The organism is Actinoplanes sp. NPDC051861, assembly GCF_040681145.1.
GTDB lineage: Bacteria > Actinomycetota > Actinomycetes > Mycobacteriales > Micromonosporaceae > Actinoplanes.
This window is the reverse complement of record NZ_JBFAYE010000027.1, coordinates 67,146-81,992: the sequence shown is the minus strand read 5'-3', so window position 1 is coordinate 81,992 and position 14,847 is coordinate 67,146. Positions and strand designations below refer to the sequence as shown.

12 protein-coding genes and 2 pseudogenes are annotated in these 14,847 nt (G+C 70.8%); 12 read left to right on the top strand and 2 right to left on the bottom strand.

Annotated features, from left to right (window positions below):
• Positions 1–90: 90 nt before the first annotated feature.
• Together AB0M02_RS41565 and AB0M02_RS41560 are read right to left on the bottom strand one after the other, a co-directional pair.
• The gene (locus AB0M02_RS41565; protein WP_364237833.1) at positions 91–2,334 is read right to left on the bottom strand and encodes an ABC transporter permease; all 2,244 of its coding nucleotides are present in this window, start codon (positions 2,332–2,334) and stop codon (positions 91–93) included.
• Positions 2,328–3,053: an ABC transporter ATP-binding protein gene (locus tag AB0M02_RS41560; RefSeq protein ID WP_364237831.1), complete on the bottom strand. Its 726-nt coding sequence runs from the start codon at positions 3,051–3,053 to the stop codon at positions 2,328–2,330. The genes AB0M02_RS41565 and AB0M02_RS41560 overlap by 7 nt, the downstream gene beginning before the upstream one ends.
• Before the next feature lie 155 nt (positions 3,054–3,208).
• Between AB0M02_RS41560 and AB0M02_RS41555 the strand changes: the two genes are divergently transcribed.
• The 12 genes and pseudogenes from AB0M02_RS41555 (at position 3,209) to AB0M02_RS41500 (ending at position 14,846) form a co-directional block, all read left to right on the top strand.
• On the top strand, positions 3,209–4,363 hold the full coding sequence (locus AB0M02_RS41555; protein ID WP_364237828.1) for a sensor histidine kinase: 1,155 nt from the start codon (positions 3,209–3,211) through the stop codon (positions 4,361–4,363).
• A 247-nt stretch (positions 4,364–4,610) separates the two neighbouring features.
• A complete protein-coding gene (locus AB0M02_RS41550; RefSeq protein ID WP_364237825.1) occupies positions 4,611–5,291 on the top strand; it encodes a response regulator transcription factor in 681 nt (226 codons plus the stop codon).
• Between the two features lie 190 nt (positions 5,292–5,481).
• Positions 5,482–5,880, top strand: a pseudogene (locus AB0M02_RS41545) (inositol monophosphatase family protein); the annotation flags it as partial.
• Positions 5,881–6,255: 375 nt separating this feature from the next.
• A pseudogene (locus AB0M02_RS41540) lies at positions 6,256–6,615 on the top strand (inositol monophosphatase family protein); the annotation flags it as partial.
• A 46-nt stretch (positions 6,616–6,661) separates the two neighbouring features.
• Positions 6,662–7,081: a phage holin family protein gene (locus tag AB0M02_RS41535; RefSeq protein WP_364237822.1), complete on the top strand. Its 420-nt coding sequence runs from the start codon at positions 6,662–6,664 to the stop codon at positions 7,079–7,081.
• A gap of 323 nt (positions 7,082–7,404) precedes the next feature.
• Positions 7,405–8,337: a DUF3618 domain-containing protein gene (locus AB0M02_RS41530; protein ID WP_364237917.1), complete on the top strand. Its 933-nt coding sequence runs from the start codon at positions 7,405–7,407 to the stop codon at positions 8,335–8,337.
• A gap of 299 nt (positions 8,338–8,636) precedes the next feature.
• A complete protein-coding gene (locus tag AB0M02_RS41525) occupies positions 8,637–9,665 on the top strand; it encodes an autoinducer 2 ABC transporter substrate-binding protein (protein WP_364237820.1) in 1,029 nt (342 codons plus the stop codon).
• Positions 9,665–11,170: a sugar ABC transporter ATP-binding protein gene (locus tag AB0M02_RS41520; protein ID WP_364237818.1), complete on the top strand. Its 1,506-nt coding sequence runs from the start codon at positions 9,665–9,667 to the stop codon at positions 11,168–11,170. Before AB0M02_RS41525 ends, AB0M02_RS41520 begins: the two co-directional genes overlap by 1 nt.
• On the top strand, positions 11,167–12,153 hold the full coding sequence (locus tag AB0M02_RS41515) for an ABC transporter permease (protein ID WP_364237816.1): 987 nt from the start codon (positions 11,167–11,169) through the stop codon (positions 12,151–12,153). The genes AB0M02_RS41520 and AB0M02_RS41515 overlap by 4 nt, the downstream gene beginning before the upstream one ends.
• On the top strand, positions 12,150–13,208 hold the full coding sequence (locus AB0M02_RS41510) for an ABC transporter permease (RefSeq protein WP_364237814.1): 1,059 nt from the start codon (positions 12,150–12,152) through the stop codon (positions 13,206–13,208). Before AB0M02_RS41515 ends, AB0M02_RS41510 begins: the two co-directional genes overlap by 4 nt.
• Positions 13,205–14,356, top strand: coding sequence for an L-rhamnose isomerase (gene rhaI / locus AB0M02_RS41505; RefSeq protein WP_364237812.1), 1,152 nt, complete (start codon positions 13,205–13,207; stop codon positions 14,354–14,356). Before AB0M02_RS41510 ends, rhaI begins: the two co-directional genes overlap by 4 nt.
• A 94-nt stretch (positions 14,357–14,450) precedes the next feature.
• Complete coding sequence (locus AB0M02_RS41500; RefSeq protein WP_364237810.1) at positions 14,451–14,846, top strand: Hpt domain-containing protein; 396 nt, start codon at positions 14,451–14,453, stop codon at positions 14,844–14,846.
• The last annotated feature ends 1 nt before the right edge of the window (position 14,847 follow it).

The following is a 14,847-nucleotide window of genomic DNA, read 5'->3' as shown; positions in this document are numbered from 1 at the left end:
GAGGGCCACAGCTCACGACCGCACCCGGCCCGCGGATTCGATCCGTTCCATCGCCCTGGCAGTGGCGCACCGCCCGGGTTCCGGCGGGGCTCATCGGGTCGCCGCCGGAGAGCGGATCAGGCGCAGTGCGGGGAGGACCGCGGCGCCGACCGCGAGCAGGAGGCAGACCAGCACCGTTCCCGCGATGACCGGCCAGGAGATCAGGACCGGGACGTGGGTGCCGACCTGTTCGCCCAGCGACCGCGCGGAACCGGCGACGGCGATCAGCCCGGCCGTGCCGCCCAGCAGCGACCCGATCGCCACGGCCAGTCCGGACTCCAGGGCGACCGAACGGATCACCTGCCAGCCCGTGGCGCCGGAGTGCCGCAGGACGCGCAGGTCGCGGCGGCGTCCTCGAGACGCCATGAGCAGTGTGTTCGCCACGGCCAGCGCGCCCGCCCCAGCCGAGACGGCGAGCAGCAGGATTGTGAACGTGGCGACCAGCCGGTCGTCCTCGGCGTCCAGCCGGCGGGCCATGTCGGCCGGGGACGCCTTCCGGGCGCCCACGCCCGCGGGTCCGTCGGGTGCCGGGTAGACGGCGGGCGCCAGCGCGGACGGGTCGTGCTGCCGGACGGCGTCACGCGACAGAACCAGGTCGGACATGAACGGGCCGTCCGGAGCAGGGCCGGCGACGCGGAGGCGCTCGGTGCTGCCGTCCGCGAACGTGACGCTGACCGCCTCGCCGAGACGCTCGGCTGCAGCGGACGAAACCAGGGCGGTCCCAGGGGTGACCTCGTCGGAGCCGATGACGACGGTGGCTGACCCGTCGAGGTAGACGGTGCTGTCCAGCGGTGCCCGCCCGGCGACGCCGTCGTGCAGGCCGGGCGTGCCGTCCGGGACGAGGACCTGACCGGTGGGAACGGCGGCGACGCGCTCGGCGTCGAAGGCGGCGGCCGAGGTGCGGACGGTGCCGGTGACGAACACCGCGAAGGCGACGGTGAACAGGATCGGGGCGGCGGTGGAGGCGGTACGCCGCACGGCAGCACCCGCGCTCTCCCTCGCCAACGTGGCGGTGATCCCGGACAGGGGCGCGAGCAGAACCCGGATCAGGGCGGGAACCACCGCGGGAGCCAGCAGGACGGCTGCGACGATCAGGGCCATTGCTCCTAGGAGGGCCAGTGTGCCCAGGTCGCGTACGTCCTCTGCCCCTGCCGCTGCGACACCCGCCGTGACCGCACCGCCCACCGCGACCAGCCCCATCGCCCAGCGTGCGCGGCTCATCGCCCGGGGTTCCAGCTCAGCGGTGCGCAGGGCCTCCATCGGGCCGATCCGGGTGACCCGCCGCGCTGCGGTGACCGCGCCCGCGAGCGCGACCAGCGGGCCCGCCGCGAACGCCACCGCGAGCACCCACCACTGCCACCGCACGTGATAGCCGTGCGGCTCGAACCCCCCGTCCACCAGCACCGACGCGAGTGGCAGGGCCGCGAGGGCACCCAGCGCCACACCCACCACCGCAGCACGGGCACCGAGCAGCAGCGCCGATCGGTAGAGCATGGACCGCACCTGGCGCGGGGTGGCCCCGACCGCGCGCAGCAGCCCGATCTCGCGGCGGCTCTGATCGACGGCGTAGGCCGAGGTGGATGCGATCAGAAACAGACACGCGAAGGCCGCTATGGCGGCGGTGGCAGTCAGCACCTGCATGCCGATCCACCGAACCCGGGCGTCGTCCTGCGGCTCGGCTCTCCCCCGCTCGGCGCCGGTCAGCACGACGCCGCTGTCGCCGACCGCGGCACGCAGGGCCTCCGGATCGGGTGTCCCGGCCACGCCGAGCACCCGCACGCCGGGGCCGAGCCGGGCGGCCTCGCTCTCGGGCAGGTAGATCCCCGGCCATTCGCTGCGCCCGCTGACCCGCCGCGTCTCCGGGCCGGAGCCGGTGAGCACAGTGATCGTGGCGCCGACCGGCTGATCCGCGACCACCTCGCCGGCGGCCGGCCCCGTGCCGTCGACCAGCGGGGATCCGGCCCGCCAGGCGTGACCGGCGGTGCTGTCCTCGACCGGGCGGCCGTCCAGCACCGGCTGGGCGTAGAAGCTGCGATCGGCGACCACCCCGGTGACCCCGGGGACGCCGCTCAGGCGGTCGAGCAGGGCCTGCGCGGTCTCCGGCGACCACGGCACAGGCTCGGCGAACTCGTCGGGGCGGTTGTCGGCGGCGGGTGCCTGCACGAGCGCGGGGAATCCGGCGAGCCGCTCCGGAACGCGTGGCTGCGCCGAGGTGAGCAGCACCAGGAACGTGGTGATGAGCGCGGTGCCCAGCAGCACCGCGACGAATGTGCCGATTCGGTCACGGTTCAGCATGTCCGCTCCAGCGCGGTCATCCGGTCCGCGACGCCGGCCGCGTCAACGCCGGTCAGCTCGTCGGTGATCCGCCCGTCGACCAGCAGCACCACCCTGTCCGCGACGGCCGCGGCGACCGGGTCGTGGGTGACCATCACGACGGTGCGGCCGTGCCTGTCCACCAGACCCCGAAGGAGTGTCAGGACCTGGTGCGACGTCCGGTTGTCCAGCGCGCCGGTCGGCTCGTCGGCGAACAGGACGTCCGGCCGGCTGAACAGCGCGCGGGCGATCGCCACCCGTTGCTGCTGGCCGCCGGAGAGCTCCCGGGGGCGGTGACCGGCACGGTCCGCGAGATCCACTTCGGAAAGCGCGGCCAGCACATCGGACCGTGCGGCACGGCGCCCGGCGAGGCGCAGCGGCAGTTCCACGTTCTGCGCGGCGGTCAGGGAGGAGACCAGATTGAAGTCCTGGAAGACGAAGCCGACCCGGTCACGCCGCAGCCGGGTGAGTGCGGTCTCTCCCAGCCCGGACAACTCGGTGCCGGCGATCGTCACGGTCCCCGAGGTGGGCGGCTCCAGCCCGGCCGCGCAGTGCAGCAGGGTCGACTTGCCGGACCCGGACGGGCCCATGACGGCCGTGAAGGTCGCCTCGGCGAACCGGGCCGACACCCCGTCCAGCGCGGCCACCTCACCGGCGCCGCCGGCATAGCGTTTGCTCACCTCGTGCAGATCGACTGTCATGCCTGAAACGATGTCGGTGCGGCCGGGAAAAGTCGTCCGGCCAGGGAATGCACCTGGGCGTCATCCCGTGGGACGGCGGCGGGCCCGCAGTCATCCCTGGGGATGACGTCCCGCGGGCTGACGCACCGCCGGGCCTTCATCGATACGCTCGCCGGGTGTCGCTCATCAACCGGCTCGGCCCGGTCTCGAGGTGGACCGCCAACCTCATCCTGGCGGAGTGCGCCGGGCTGCTCGGCTGGTATGCCGCAGCCGAGACGCCGCCCGCCGCGGTGCCCGAGCCGGCCTGGCTGACCATCCTCGCCGGAGTCGCGTCCGGCGCACCGCTGCTGGCCCGTCGCCGCTGGCCGGGCGCGACCGCCGTCGTCGCCGGCCTGGTTGCCGCTGTCCTGCTCGGGACCGGCATCGTCCCCGACTATGCCTCACCCGCTCCGATCGCTGTCGCGGCCTTCACCATCTATACGGTCGGCCGGCTCGTCCCCGGCCGGCGCGGCGCGATCTTCGCGTCGGCGGCGACCGCCCTGGTGCTCATCGGCACGATCGTCGCGCTGTTCGTCGGCCCGGCGGTCGGCAGCGCTGACGAGCCGGGCCCGCCCCTGCCCGCGTTCGCCGCGCTGGTCTGCGGCGCGAGCTGGGCGATCGGCTGGACGCTGCGCGAGCGGCGGCGGCACTCGGAAGTGACGGCGGCGCAGACCACCGCGCGGGCGGTGGCGGAGGAGCGGCTGAGGATCGCCCGCGAGATGCACGACGCGGTCGGCCACAACCTCAGCCTGATCACCGTGCAGGCGTCCGTGGCCACCCACGTGGCGGCGGAGCGTCCCGAGGCGGCGGTCGCGGCGTTGTCGGTGATCGAGCAGGCGAGCCGCAGCGCGCTCACCGAGCTGCGGCGGGCGGTCGGCGCGCTCCGCACCGAGCCGGACTACTCCGTGCCTCCAACGCTGACCGATCTAGGAAAATTGGCCGGCCAGGCGGAGGCCGCCGGCATTGCGGTTTCTTTGGACGTACGCGCAGACGACACCCTCCCGGACGGGATAGCACTGGCGGCGTACCGGATCGTGCAGGAGTCCCTGACCAACGTGGTCCGGCACGCCGCGCCCGCCGCATGCCGGGTCGACGTCGAGGACACCGGCGGGCGGCTCCGCATCGAGGTGACCGACGACGGCTCCCGCCGCCCCGCCCTCGCCGCCGACGGCACAGGCCTGGTCGGCATGCGGGAGCGAGTCGCGGCGCTCGGGGGAACGTTCAGCGCGGGACCCCGGGCCGGGGGCGGCTTCGCGGTCGTCGCCACGCTGCCTTACGGAGCCACTCCATGACCGCCGTCCTTGCCGTGGTCCCTGCCAGGCATTGCCGGCCGTCGGCCGCCAGGCACTGCCGGCCGACGGCCGCCCGGCCGGATGCGATCGCCCCTCCCGCTCGGAACGCTCGGGTTGCCACCTCGAGCGGCATCGCCGCGATCATGCGCGGCCTCACCCGACTCGGCGGCGGCGAGCAGGCGCTGACCTCGCAGGCGACCAGCCGAACTGCCGCTTTCCTATCGTTCGTTTCTGCCGGAGGTGAATCGTGACCGGGGCCGGGGCGCCGCTTCGGGTGCTGATCGTGGATGACCAGGCGCTGCTGCGCGCCAGTTTCCGGCTGCTGGTGGACAGCACGCCGGGGCTGGCCGTCGTCGGCGAAGCGGGTACTGGGACGGAGGCGGTCGAGATCGCTCGGCGGGAGCAGCCGGATGTGGTGCTCATGGACATCCGCATGCCCGAACTGGACGGGATCCAGGCGACCCGCCAGATCTGTGGGTCGGCCGAGACATCCGGCACTCGGGTGCTGATTCTGACGACGTTCGACTACGACGAGTACGTGTTCGCCGCCCTGCGAGCCGGAGCCAGCGGGTTCCTGCTCAAGGACACCGCGCCCGCCGACCTGATCGCCGCGGTCCAGGTGGTGGCCAGTGGTGAGGCCCTGCTCGCCCCGGCGATCACCCGGCGGCTGATCGCCCACTTCGCCGCTCGCCCGGAGCCGTCCAGCCGGCCCGCCGTGGACCTCGCGAACGTCACCGATCGAGAACGCGAAGTTCTGGCCCTGGTCGCCGGCGGCCTCTCCAACACCGAGATCGCCGGCCACCTGAGCCTGAGCCTCGCGACAGTGAAGACACACATCAGCCGGCTCCTGGCCAAGGTCCAGGCGCGCGACCGGGCACAGCTGGTGATCGTCGCCTACGAGTCGGGCCTCGTGGTCCCCGCCCGCTGATCCGATGCAGACACCACAGCGCGCTCCGCCTCCCCGCCCGCTCGACGCAGCACACCCGTCGGCCGCGCCCCATTGATCACCGCCACTGCTCGCCGCCGCCGCAAAACGGGCGCTTGGAGAGCCGCACCAGCGTTGTCAGGCGCGTCGCTGGCGCAAACGGGCGCTTGGAGAGCCGCACTAGCGTTGGCGCATGCTTGATCATGAGGTTGCGATTGCCGCCGCGGAGGCGGGGGCGGCTGTGGTTCGGGAGAGGTACGGCACTGCGATGGCCCGGCTCGACAAAGGTGGCGGGGACTTCGCGACGGAGGCGGATGTTGCCGCGGAGCGGGCGATTCTTGCGGTGCTGCGAGAGCATCGGCCGGGTGACGGGGTCACCGGGGAGGAGGGAGGCGCCTCGGGGCCGGCGGGGTCGGAGCGGCGCTGGTTGGTGGACCCGTTGTGCGGGACTTTGAACTACGCCGTTCGTACGCCGATGGTCGCGGTCAACGTCGCTCTACGCACGGCCGACGGTGTCACGGTGGCCGCGGCTGCCGACCCCTTCGCCGGAGAGATCTTCTGGACCGACGGGGTGAGCGCCCAGATGCGCCGGCGCGCGCGGACCAACACCGCAGCCGCCGGGGACCGCGCAGCGCCGAGCCCACCGCTCGACCGGAACCGGGACCAGGTAGCACCACCCACACGGCTCGACCGAGACCAGGCGCCGCCGGATTCTCCGACCACATGGCTCGACCGGGACCAGGCACCGCCGGCTCCACCGACCGCACGGCTCGACCGGGACCAGGCACCGCCGGCTCCACCGACCGCACGGCTCGACCGGGACCAGGCACCGCCGGATTCTCCGACCGCACGGCTCGACCGGGACCAGGCGCCGCCGGCTTCTCCGACCGCTCGGCTCGACCGGGAGTTGGAGGGCGAGTGGGGCTCGGCTGGGCAACTGGCTGCATCGGCGGGGTGGGACTGGGTGGATGAGCCGCTGGTGCCGTCGGCCGGGTCGGCGCTGGTGGACGTCAACCTTGATCCGCCCTATCCGCGGCATCCGGCGTTGTTGTTGGCGGCGCCGGGGTTTGTGGAGCGGTTTCGGCCGCGGGTGTTGTCCACGACGCTGGCGCTTTTGTGGGTGGCGGGCGGGCGGCGTGCGGCATATGTCACTTATGGGGACTTGCGGGACAGCGTGCACTTCGCGGCGGGGATGGCTATCTGCCGGGCGGCCGGGTGTGTGGTGACGGGCATCGAGGGGCAACCGCTGCACACCGGGGCGATGGGACTGCTGGCGGCGGCTGACCAGGACACTCACGCTGCGCTGAGTGCGATTAGTCGGGTTTAGCAGGGGTACGTGATCCTTCGGACAACCGTGCAGGACGGAGGGGACGATGACCCACACAGACGCACGAATCGACCAGGAGTCGACGGCACATCTGGTCAGCCGGCTCAGCGAGCAGGTGACCACGCTCGTACGTGACGAGCTGGCGCTTGCCCGTCTCGAGATGACGGAGAAGGGCAAAAAGGCCGGCAAGGGCGCCGGGCTGCTCGGCGGGGCCGGTGTGATCGCCCTCTACGGGGTCGGCGCCCTGTTCGTCACCGTCGGCGCGGCGCTGGCACTCGTCATGCCGGTGTGGGCGGCCGCCCTCATCGTGACGGTGGCGCTGCTGGCGGTGGCCGGAATCGCCGCCATGGTGGGCAAGAAGCAGGTGCAGCAGGCTGTGCCGCCCACCCCCGAGGCCGCGATGGCCAGCGGACGACGTGACGTCGACACCCTGATGGCCGCGGCTCGCCACGGGAGGCAGTCGTGACCGCCGACCGCAACCCCAAGCCTGGCCCGGCCCAGCCGAAGCGGGATCGGCAGGGTTCGGCTCCTACGGCTGGCGAGCGGGCCCGCACCGACCCGAAACCGGCGCCGCCGAGCCGCAACCGCACCGACTCCCGCCCGGCGCCGGCCGGCCAGAACCGGTCAGGCCCGGCCCCGGCGAAGCCCAACCGCGACCAGACGGCCACATCGGCGAACGATCCGGCACAGGGCGCCGGGCCGGCCGACACCCCGAAACCCGCCGCACCCTCGCCGAGCGATCTGGCGCACCCCGGCAAGCCGGCCAGTACGGCGAAACCCACAACACCCATGGCCTCGCCAGACGACCCGGCCCAAGGCGCGAAACCGGCGACTTCCGCGAACACGGCCTCGGCCGCTGGGCGGAGTGCCGCTGAGCGGAGTGCCGCTGAGCGGAGTGCCGCTGAGCGGAGTGCCGCTGAGCGGAGTGCCGCTGAGCGGAGTGCCGCTGAGCGGAGTGTGGCTGAGCGGAGTGTGGCTGAGCGGAGTGTGGCTGAGCGGAGTACTGACACCACGACGACGGGGCGGCCCGTGGGTGAGAGCCGCACGGGTTCCGCGGCGGGGTCGATGGGGGCCGGGGTTGTGGCGACTCCCACGCCAGGTTCGAGGCCGGCGCCGGCATCGGGAGAGAACAAGGCACCGGAGGCGGCGACCGGGAGACGAGATCCCGGGTCGGATGACGGGCATGAGGAGTCTCCGGGCCGGATCGAGGAGCTCAAGGCCGAGATCGCTCAGACGCGGGCTGAGATGGGTGAGACCGCGGCGGAACTCGTCGCCCGGGTAGATGTGCCGGCGCGAATGAAGCAGGCCGCGGCGGAGAAGACCGATCGGGTCAAGCAGACGGCCGGCGAGACAGCAGATCGAGTCAAGCAGACGGCTGCCGAGACGACCGATCGGGTCAAGCAGACGGCCGGCGAGACAGCGGACCGGGTCAAGCAGACGGCCGGCGAGACAGCGGACCGGGTCAAGCACACCGCTGTGGCGACCACGGAGCGGGTCAAGCAGGCCGCGACGAGTGGGGGCGGCGGGGCTCATGTGAAGCAGTCCACCGCGGAGACTCGGGCGCACATTGCCGAGTCGGCTGCCGAGACGGCGCAGCGTGCGGGGACGGCCATCGGGTCGCTTCCCCGGCGCATTTCGGCCGATCCGCAGCGCTACGCGATGGTGGGTGCGGCGATCGCTGCCGCGGCCGCCGGCATCGTTCTCATTCGCCGCAAGCGGTGATTGCCGTGGGTCCCGCTCCGGCGGGACCCACCGCGGCGATCCCGGAAGGATCAGCACCAACAGGCGAAAGGCCACGCGGGACCGCGAAGGCCAACGCACGGCCGAGGTCAGAGTGCGCGGCGGGCCGCAACCGGCCAAATCTTGAAACGTCTCACTCACCATCCTGGCTGTAGGGCTCAACCTTTGGGCGAGTCCTTCGGACCGGTGTGACTCAACTCTTGACCCTGCGCTAACTGGATCGTAACGTGAGTCACACCCCTGATAGAACGTTTCAAGAAGCCCTTTAAACAGGAGGCGTCATGCGTCCTCGGTTCGCCGCCGCCGTCGCGCTCACCGCGACGGCTGCCATAGCGCTCACCGGTTGCACCAAGAAGAACGACACCGACTCCGGCACGACGAGCGATGCCGGTAGCAAGACGTACAAGGTGGCCTTTGTCCCGAAGCTACAGGGCGTGCCCTACTTCGAGGCGATGAATGCCGGAGGTAAGGAGGCCGCCGCCGCGCTCGGCAACGTCGAGTGGCTCTACCAGGGCCCGACCCAGGCCGACGCCGCCGCGCAGGCCGACATCGTGCGGTCCTACATCCAGCAGAAGGTCGACACGCTCATCGTGGCGCCGAACGACCCGGACAGCATGGCCCCGCTGCTGCAGCAGGCCAAGGACGCGGGTATCCACGTCGCCACCGCCGACACCGACGCCCCGAGCAGTGTCCGCGAGGTGTTCGTCAACCAGGCCACCGCGCAGGGCATCGGCGAGGGACTGACCGACTCGCTGCTCAAGGCGATGGGCGGCAAGGGCAAGTACGCGATCGTCTCCTGCGGCCAGACCGCCGAGAACCTGAACTCGTGGATCGAGGTGCAGAAGGCGTACACGAAGGAGAAGTACCCGGAGGCCGAGATCGTCGACATCGTCTACGCCGGCGAGGACCAGGCCAAGGCGACGCAGATGGCGACCGACCTGATGAACGCTCACCCGGACCTGACCGGCCTGGTCGGCGAGTGCACCTCGTCCGCGCCGGGCGTGGCGCAGGCGGTCAAGGACGCCGGCAAGATCGGCAAGGTCTTCACCGTTGGCCTGGGCACGCCGCAGGCGATGAAGCCGTACCTGCAGGACAAGTCGTCGACCGCGGCGATCCTCTGGGACGTCGAGAACCTGGGTTACCTGACCGCGTGGGCCGGCGCCCAGATCGCGCAGGGCAAGCCGTTCGCGGCCACCAACAACGTCTCCTCCGACCTCTCGGCCGTGGCCTACACCGAGGCCGACAAGATGCTGCTGCTCGGCCCGGCCCTCGCTATCACCGACCAGAACGTCGACCAGTTCAACTACTGATGGCCGACAACAACGACAACGTCCGGCTGCGCCTGACCGCTGTTTCCAAGCGGTTCGGCGCGGTCCGGGCCATTCAGCACGGCGATTTCACCGTACGGGTGGGGCAGGTCCACGCCCTCGTCGGTGAGAACGGCGCCGGCAAGTCCACGATGATCAAAATCGTCGCCGGGGCGGAGACCGCCGACACCGGCGAGATCGAGTACGACGGGCAGAAGATCGAGATCAACTCCACCACGGACGCGATCGCTCTCGGTATCGCGACCGTCTACCAGGAGCCGCAGCTGTTCCCGGAGCTGACCGTCGCGGAGAACATCTTCCTCGGCCGGGAGCTCAAGAAGCAGGGACGGGTCGACTGGGCGGGGCAGAACGCGCGCGTCGTCGAGCTCCTCGAACTGCTCGGGCTCCCGGCGAAGTACGCGACCTCCTCGGTCGGCGACCTCTCCATCGCCGAACAGCAGCAGGTGTCGATCGCCAAGGCCCTCGCCGGCGACGCGAAGGTGCTGATCCTCGACGAGCCGTCCGCGATCCTCACCGACGCCGAGATCGAGGTCCTCTTCGAGGTGGTACGGCGACTGACCGCCTCCGGAGTCTCGGTCATCTACATCTCGCACCGTCTCGACGAGCTCTTCAGGATCGCGGACGAGGTCACCGTCATGCGTGACGGCAGAACGATTGGCACGTACCCGATCGGTGAATTGAGCGTGCGGCAGATCGCTCACCTGATGGTGGGTGAGGAGCTCTCCGACGCCAGGCCCCATCGTGAGGTCCCGCAGGGACCGGCCGTGCTCGAACTGCGCGGGCTGAGCCGCGCCGGGAAGTTCCGCGACGTGGACGTGAGCGTGAAAGCCGGCGAGATCGTGGCCCTCTACGGGCTGGTCGGCAGCGGTGTCTCGGAGATCGCCGCCTGCATCTACGGCATAGATCGAGCTACCAGCGGCGAACTCCGCATAGACGGACAAGTCGCCAAGCCAAGAGATCCGGGACACGCACAGCGAATGGGGATCGCACTACTGCCGGCGAACCGCAAGGTCGAGGGCATGTTCAGCTTCCAGTCGATCGCCTTCAACATCTCCGCCGGCCACCTGAGGCTGCTGTCGAAGCTGAACGTGTTCATCGACCGGGCGAAAGAGACCAAGGTCGCCACCGGGCTGATCAAGCGGCTCGCGGTGAAGACGCCGAGCGAGCGCCAGCCGGTGAACGCGATGTCCGGCGGAAACGCGCAGAAGGTGGTCCTCGCCCGGCAGCTGGTCGAGCGCCCGCGGGTGCTCGTGCTCGCCGAGCCGACTCAGGGCGTCGACGTCGGCGCCAAGGAGGAGATCCACCGGATCATCACCGAGCTGGCCGAGGAGGGCACCGCGGTGCTGGTGGTGACGTCGGACCTGCCGGAGGCGCTGCGCATCGCCGACCGCATCCAGGTGGTGCGGGGCGGGACGACGACCGACGAGTTCGGTCCGGACGCGAGCCAGGTCGACCTGCTGGCCGCCGCGGCGGGAGGCCGGGAGTGACCACGACTGCGCCAAAGCTCAAAATAATAAGGAACCGCGTAACCGGGCAGGAGATCGTCCTGGTCGGCGTGATCGCGGTGCTGTGGGTGGCACTGGCGCTGAGCACGCCGGCGTTCATGACCGCGGGTTCGATCCAGCCGCTGCTGGTGGCGACGGCGCCGATCGCGCTGGTCGGCGTCGGCATGACCATCGTGATCATCACGGGCGGCATCGACGTCTCGGTCGGCGGCGCCATCATGGTCTGCTCGGTGATCACCGCGAAGGCGCTGGTCAACGCGGAGGTGAACCTCGGCGTCGCGGTGCTGCTGTCGGTCGCCGTGGGCGGTCTGCTCGGGCTGATCAACGGCGTGCTGATCGCGTACGGGCGCGTGCACGCGATCATCATCACCTTCGGCACGGCCAACCTGTTCATGTTCGCCGGTCTGCGGATCTTCGGCTCCGGGACGGTCAACGGCATCCCGGCCACGCTGGCGTTCTTCGGGCGCGGGCCGGACGGGCGCACCCTGGGCATCCCGCACGCGTTCCTGATCACGCTGTTGCTCACCGCGGCGGCCTGGTGGTACCTGCGGAACACCGCGGGCGGCCGGCACTTCTTCGCCATCGGCGGGGACGCGCAGGCGGCACGGCTCGCGGGCGTACGCGTACAACGCCGAGTCCTGCTCGCCTACGTCCTGACCGGCCTGCTCGTGGGGCTGGCCTCGTGTTTCGTGATCGCGCAGGGCACCTCGACGCTGGACCAGTCGGTCGGCTCCGGCAAGGAACTGGCCGTGATCGCCGCCGTCGTCATCGGCGGCACCTCGATCATGGGCGGCCGCGGCTCGGTGCTCGGCACCCTGCTCGGCGCGCTGCTGGTCCAGTCGGTGGCCTCCGGCGTGACCCAGCTCGGCTGGCGCTCGCAACTCTCCGACCTGTTCGTCGGCATCTTCATCATCGTGGCGGTCGGCGCCGACCTGCTCCGGGCGCGGGCGAGGAGGAACCGATGACCCTAACGGCTGAAAAGACCAGACAAAGGCCAGATTTCCTGAAAATTCTCCTCACCCAGCGCATCGCCCTGCTCGCCGTCCTGCTCGTCGTGGTCGTCGTCACGTTCTTCATCAACGACGCGGGCGGCTACCTGACCGCACCGTACGACTTCGACTACATGTCGGCAGCATTGATCAACGCGGTCCCCCTGGCCATGCTCGGCCTCGCCGAAATGCTGGTCATCCTCTCCGGCCGCGGCGGCATCGACCTCTCCGTAGGCGCGATCGTCTCCCTCGCGGGCATGGTCTTCGGCTTCGCGTACGGCGAATGGGGCTGGCCCCTCTGGATCGCGATCCTGGCCACCGCCGCCTTCGGGGCCCTCTGCGGCGCCGTCAACGGCGTACTGGTCTCCTACATCGGCTTCCCGGCTCTGATCGCCACGCTGGCGACCTACTACGCCTTCAAGTCGATCGCCATCGTGATCAACAACCAGCAGCCGATCAGCACCCCGCCGATCCAGGACCTCTACTCGCTCAGCAAGTCCGTCGAGCTGCCCGTGTTCGGCCAGTACGTCCCCGACGTACCACTGGGCATCTTCACGTTCCTGCTGCCCACGGTCGTTGTGGTCTGGGTGCTGCTGGCACGCACCGCCTACGGCCGGCGCCTTTACGCGATCGGCACCAACGACGTCGCCGCCCGCTGGTCAGGGCTCCCCGTCCGGGACACGCGCTTCAAGGCGTACGTCTATGCGGGTTTGATCTCCGGTCTGGTGGCCGTCGTGACCGTCGCCCAGTTCGCCTCCGCCCGCCCCGACGCGGGCGTCTCGGGCAGCGGCATGGCCCTGCCCGCCATCACCATCGCCGTGCTCGGCGGCGTGGCCATCACCGGCGGCATCGGCAGGGTGGCCGGCGTCGTCCTCGCCACGCTGCTGATCGTCTGGCTGAACGCGGGCATCCTGCTCGCCTTCGTCGGCAACGAGGGCGCGCAGTACCAGCTGCTGGCGCTCGGCACGGTGCTCGTTTTCGCCGCCCTGCTCAACGGGCTCACCAACAGACGGTACGGAGGTACCTCATGACCCTCGACGAACTGAACGACTTCACTGTCGAGGTCCCCAGCTGGGCGTACGGCAACTCGGGCACCCGGTTCAAGGTCTTCGCCCGTCCCGGTGTGCCGCGTGACCCGTACGAGAAGATCTCCGACGCCGCACAGGTCCACCGCCTCACCGGGCTGGCACCGCGGGTCTCCCTGCACATCCCGTGGGACGTCGTTGACGACTGGAACGACCTGCGGGCGCACGCCGAGAAGCTGGGCGTGCGGATCGGCGCGATCAACTCGAACCTGTTCCAGGAGGACGACTACCGGCTCGGCTCGCTCTGCCACCCGGACCCGGCGATCCGCCGCAAAGCGGTCGACCACCACCTGCGCTGCCTGGACGTGATGCGGCAGACCGGCTCCACGGATCTGAAGATCTGGCTGCCGGACGGCCTCAACTACCCCGGGCAGGACTCGCTGCGCGGCCGGCAGGACCGGCTCGCCGAGTCGCTGCGGACGATCTACGACGCGACCGACGACGACCACCGGATCCTGCTCGAGTACAAGTTCTTCGAACCGCACTTCTACAGCATGGACATCCCGGACTGGGGCACCTCGCTGCTGCACTGCCTGGCACTCGGCGACAAGGCGACCGTCGTGCTCGACACCGGCCACCACGCGCCCGGCACCAACATCGAGTTCATCGTGATGCAGCTGCTGCGGGTCAACAAGCTCGGCGCGTTCGACTTCAACTCGCGCTTCTACGCCGACGACGACCTGATCGTGGGCTCGGCCGACCCGTTCCAGCTGTTCCGGATCATGTCGGAGATCGTGTCGGTGGGCGCGCACCGGCCCGAGTCGAAGGTCAACTTCATGCTCGACCAGTGCCACAACATCGAGGAGAAGATCCCGGGCCAGATCCGCTCGGTGCTCAACGTCGAGCAGGCCCTCGCGAAGGCGCTGCTGGTCGACCAGGGCGCGCTCGCCACCGCGCAGCGCGAGGGCGATGTGCTGGGGGCGAACGCGGTGCTGATGGACGCGTACGAGACCGATGTGCGAGCCACGCTCGCGGACCGGCGGGAGGAGCGCGGCCTGCCGCGCGACCCGGTCGCCGCGTTCGCCGCCTCGGGGTACGCGGACACGGTCGCCGCCGCGCGAGTGGGCGGGACACAGGCCGGCTGGGGCGCCTGAGCTCTCGGGGCCAGGCCGGTACGGCGGCCTGGCCCCGAGAGGAAATCCCGGAACCTTCCACGCCGGACCGTTGCCACGGCGCACCATGTGACGCATGGAAAGCGTCATAGACGCCCGCGACCAGATCCGCATCGCCGAGGTGCGCGCCCGCCTGTCCGACCTGACCGAGGACGACCCGACCCCTGCCGAGGTAGCCCTGGTGATCCGGCTCCTGCGCTCGTTCGAGGGCAAGGTCCCGGCCGCCGCCGACCTGCTGGTCGGCATGCTGCACGACGGTGAACCCGGCCCCGTGCGCGAACAGGCGCACGCCTTGAAGGGGTCGGCCGCGAACATCGGCGCGACGGCTCTGGCCGATCTCTGCGCCGATGTCGAGGATCAGGCCCGGGTAGGCGTGGTGGCCGACCCGGCGACCACCTCGGTGCGGGTCCGCGACGAGGTCGCCGGGGCGCTGCGAGCGGTCGCCGTGATCGCCGGTGAGTACGAACGCTGAG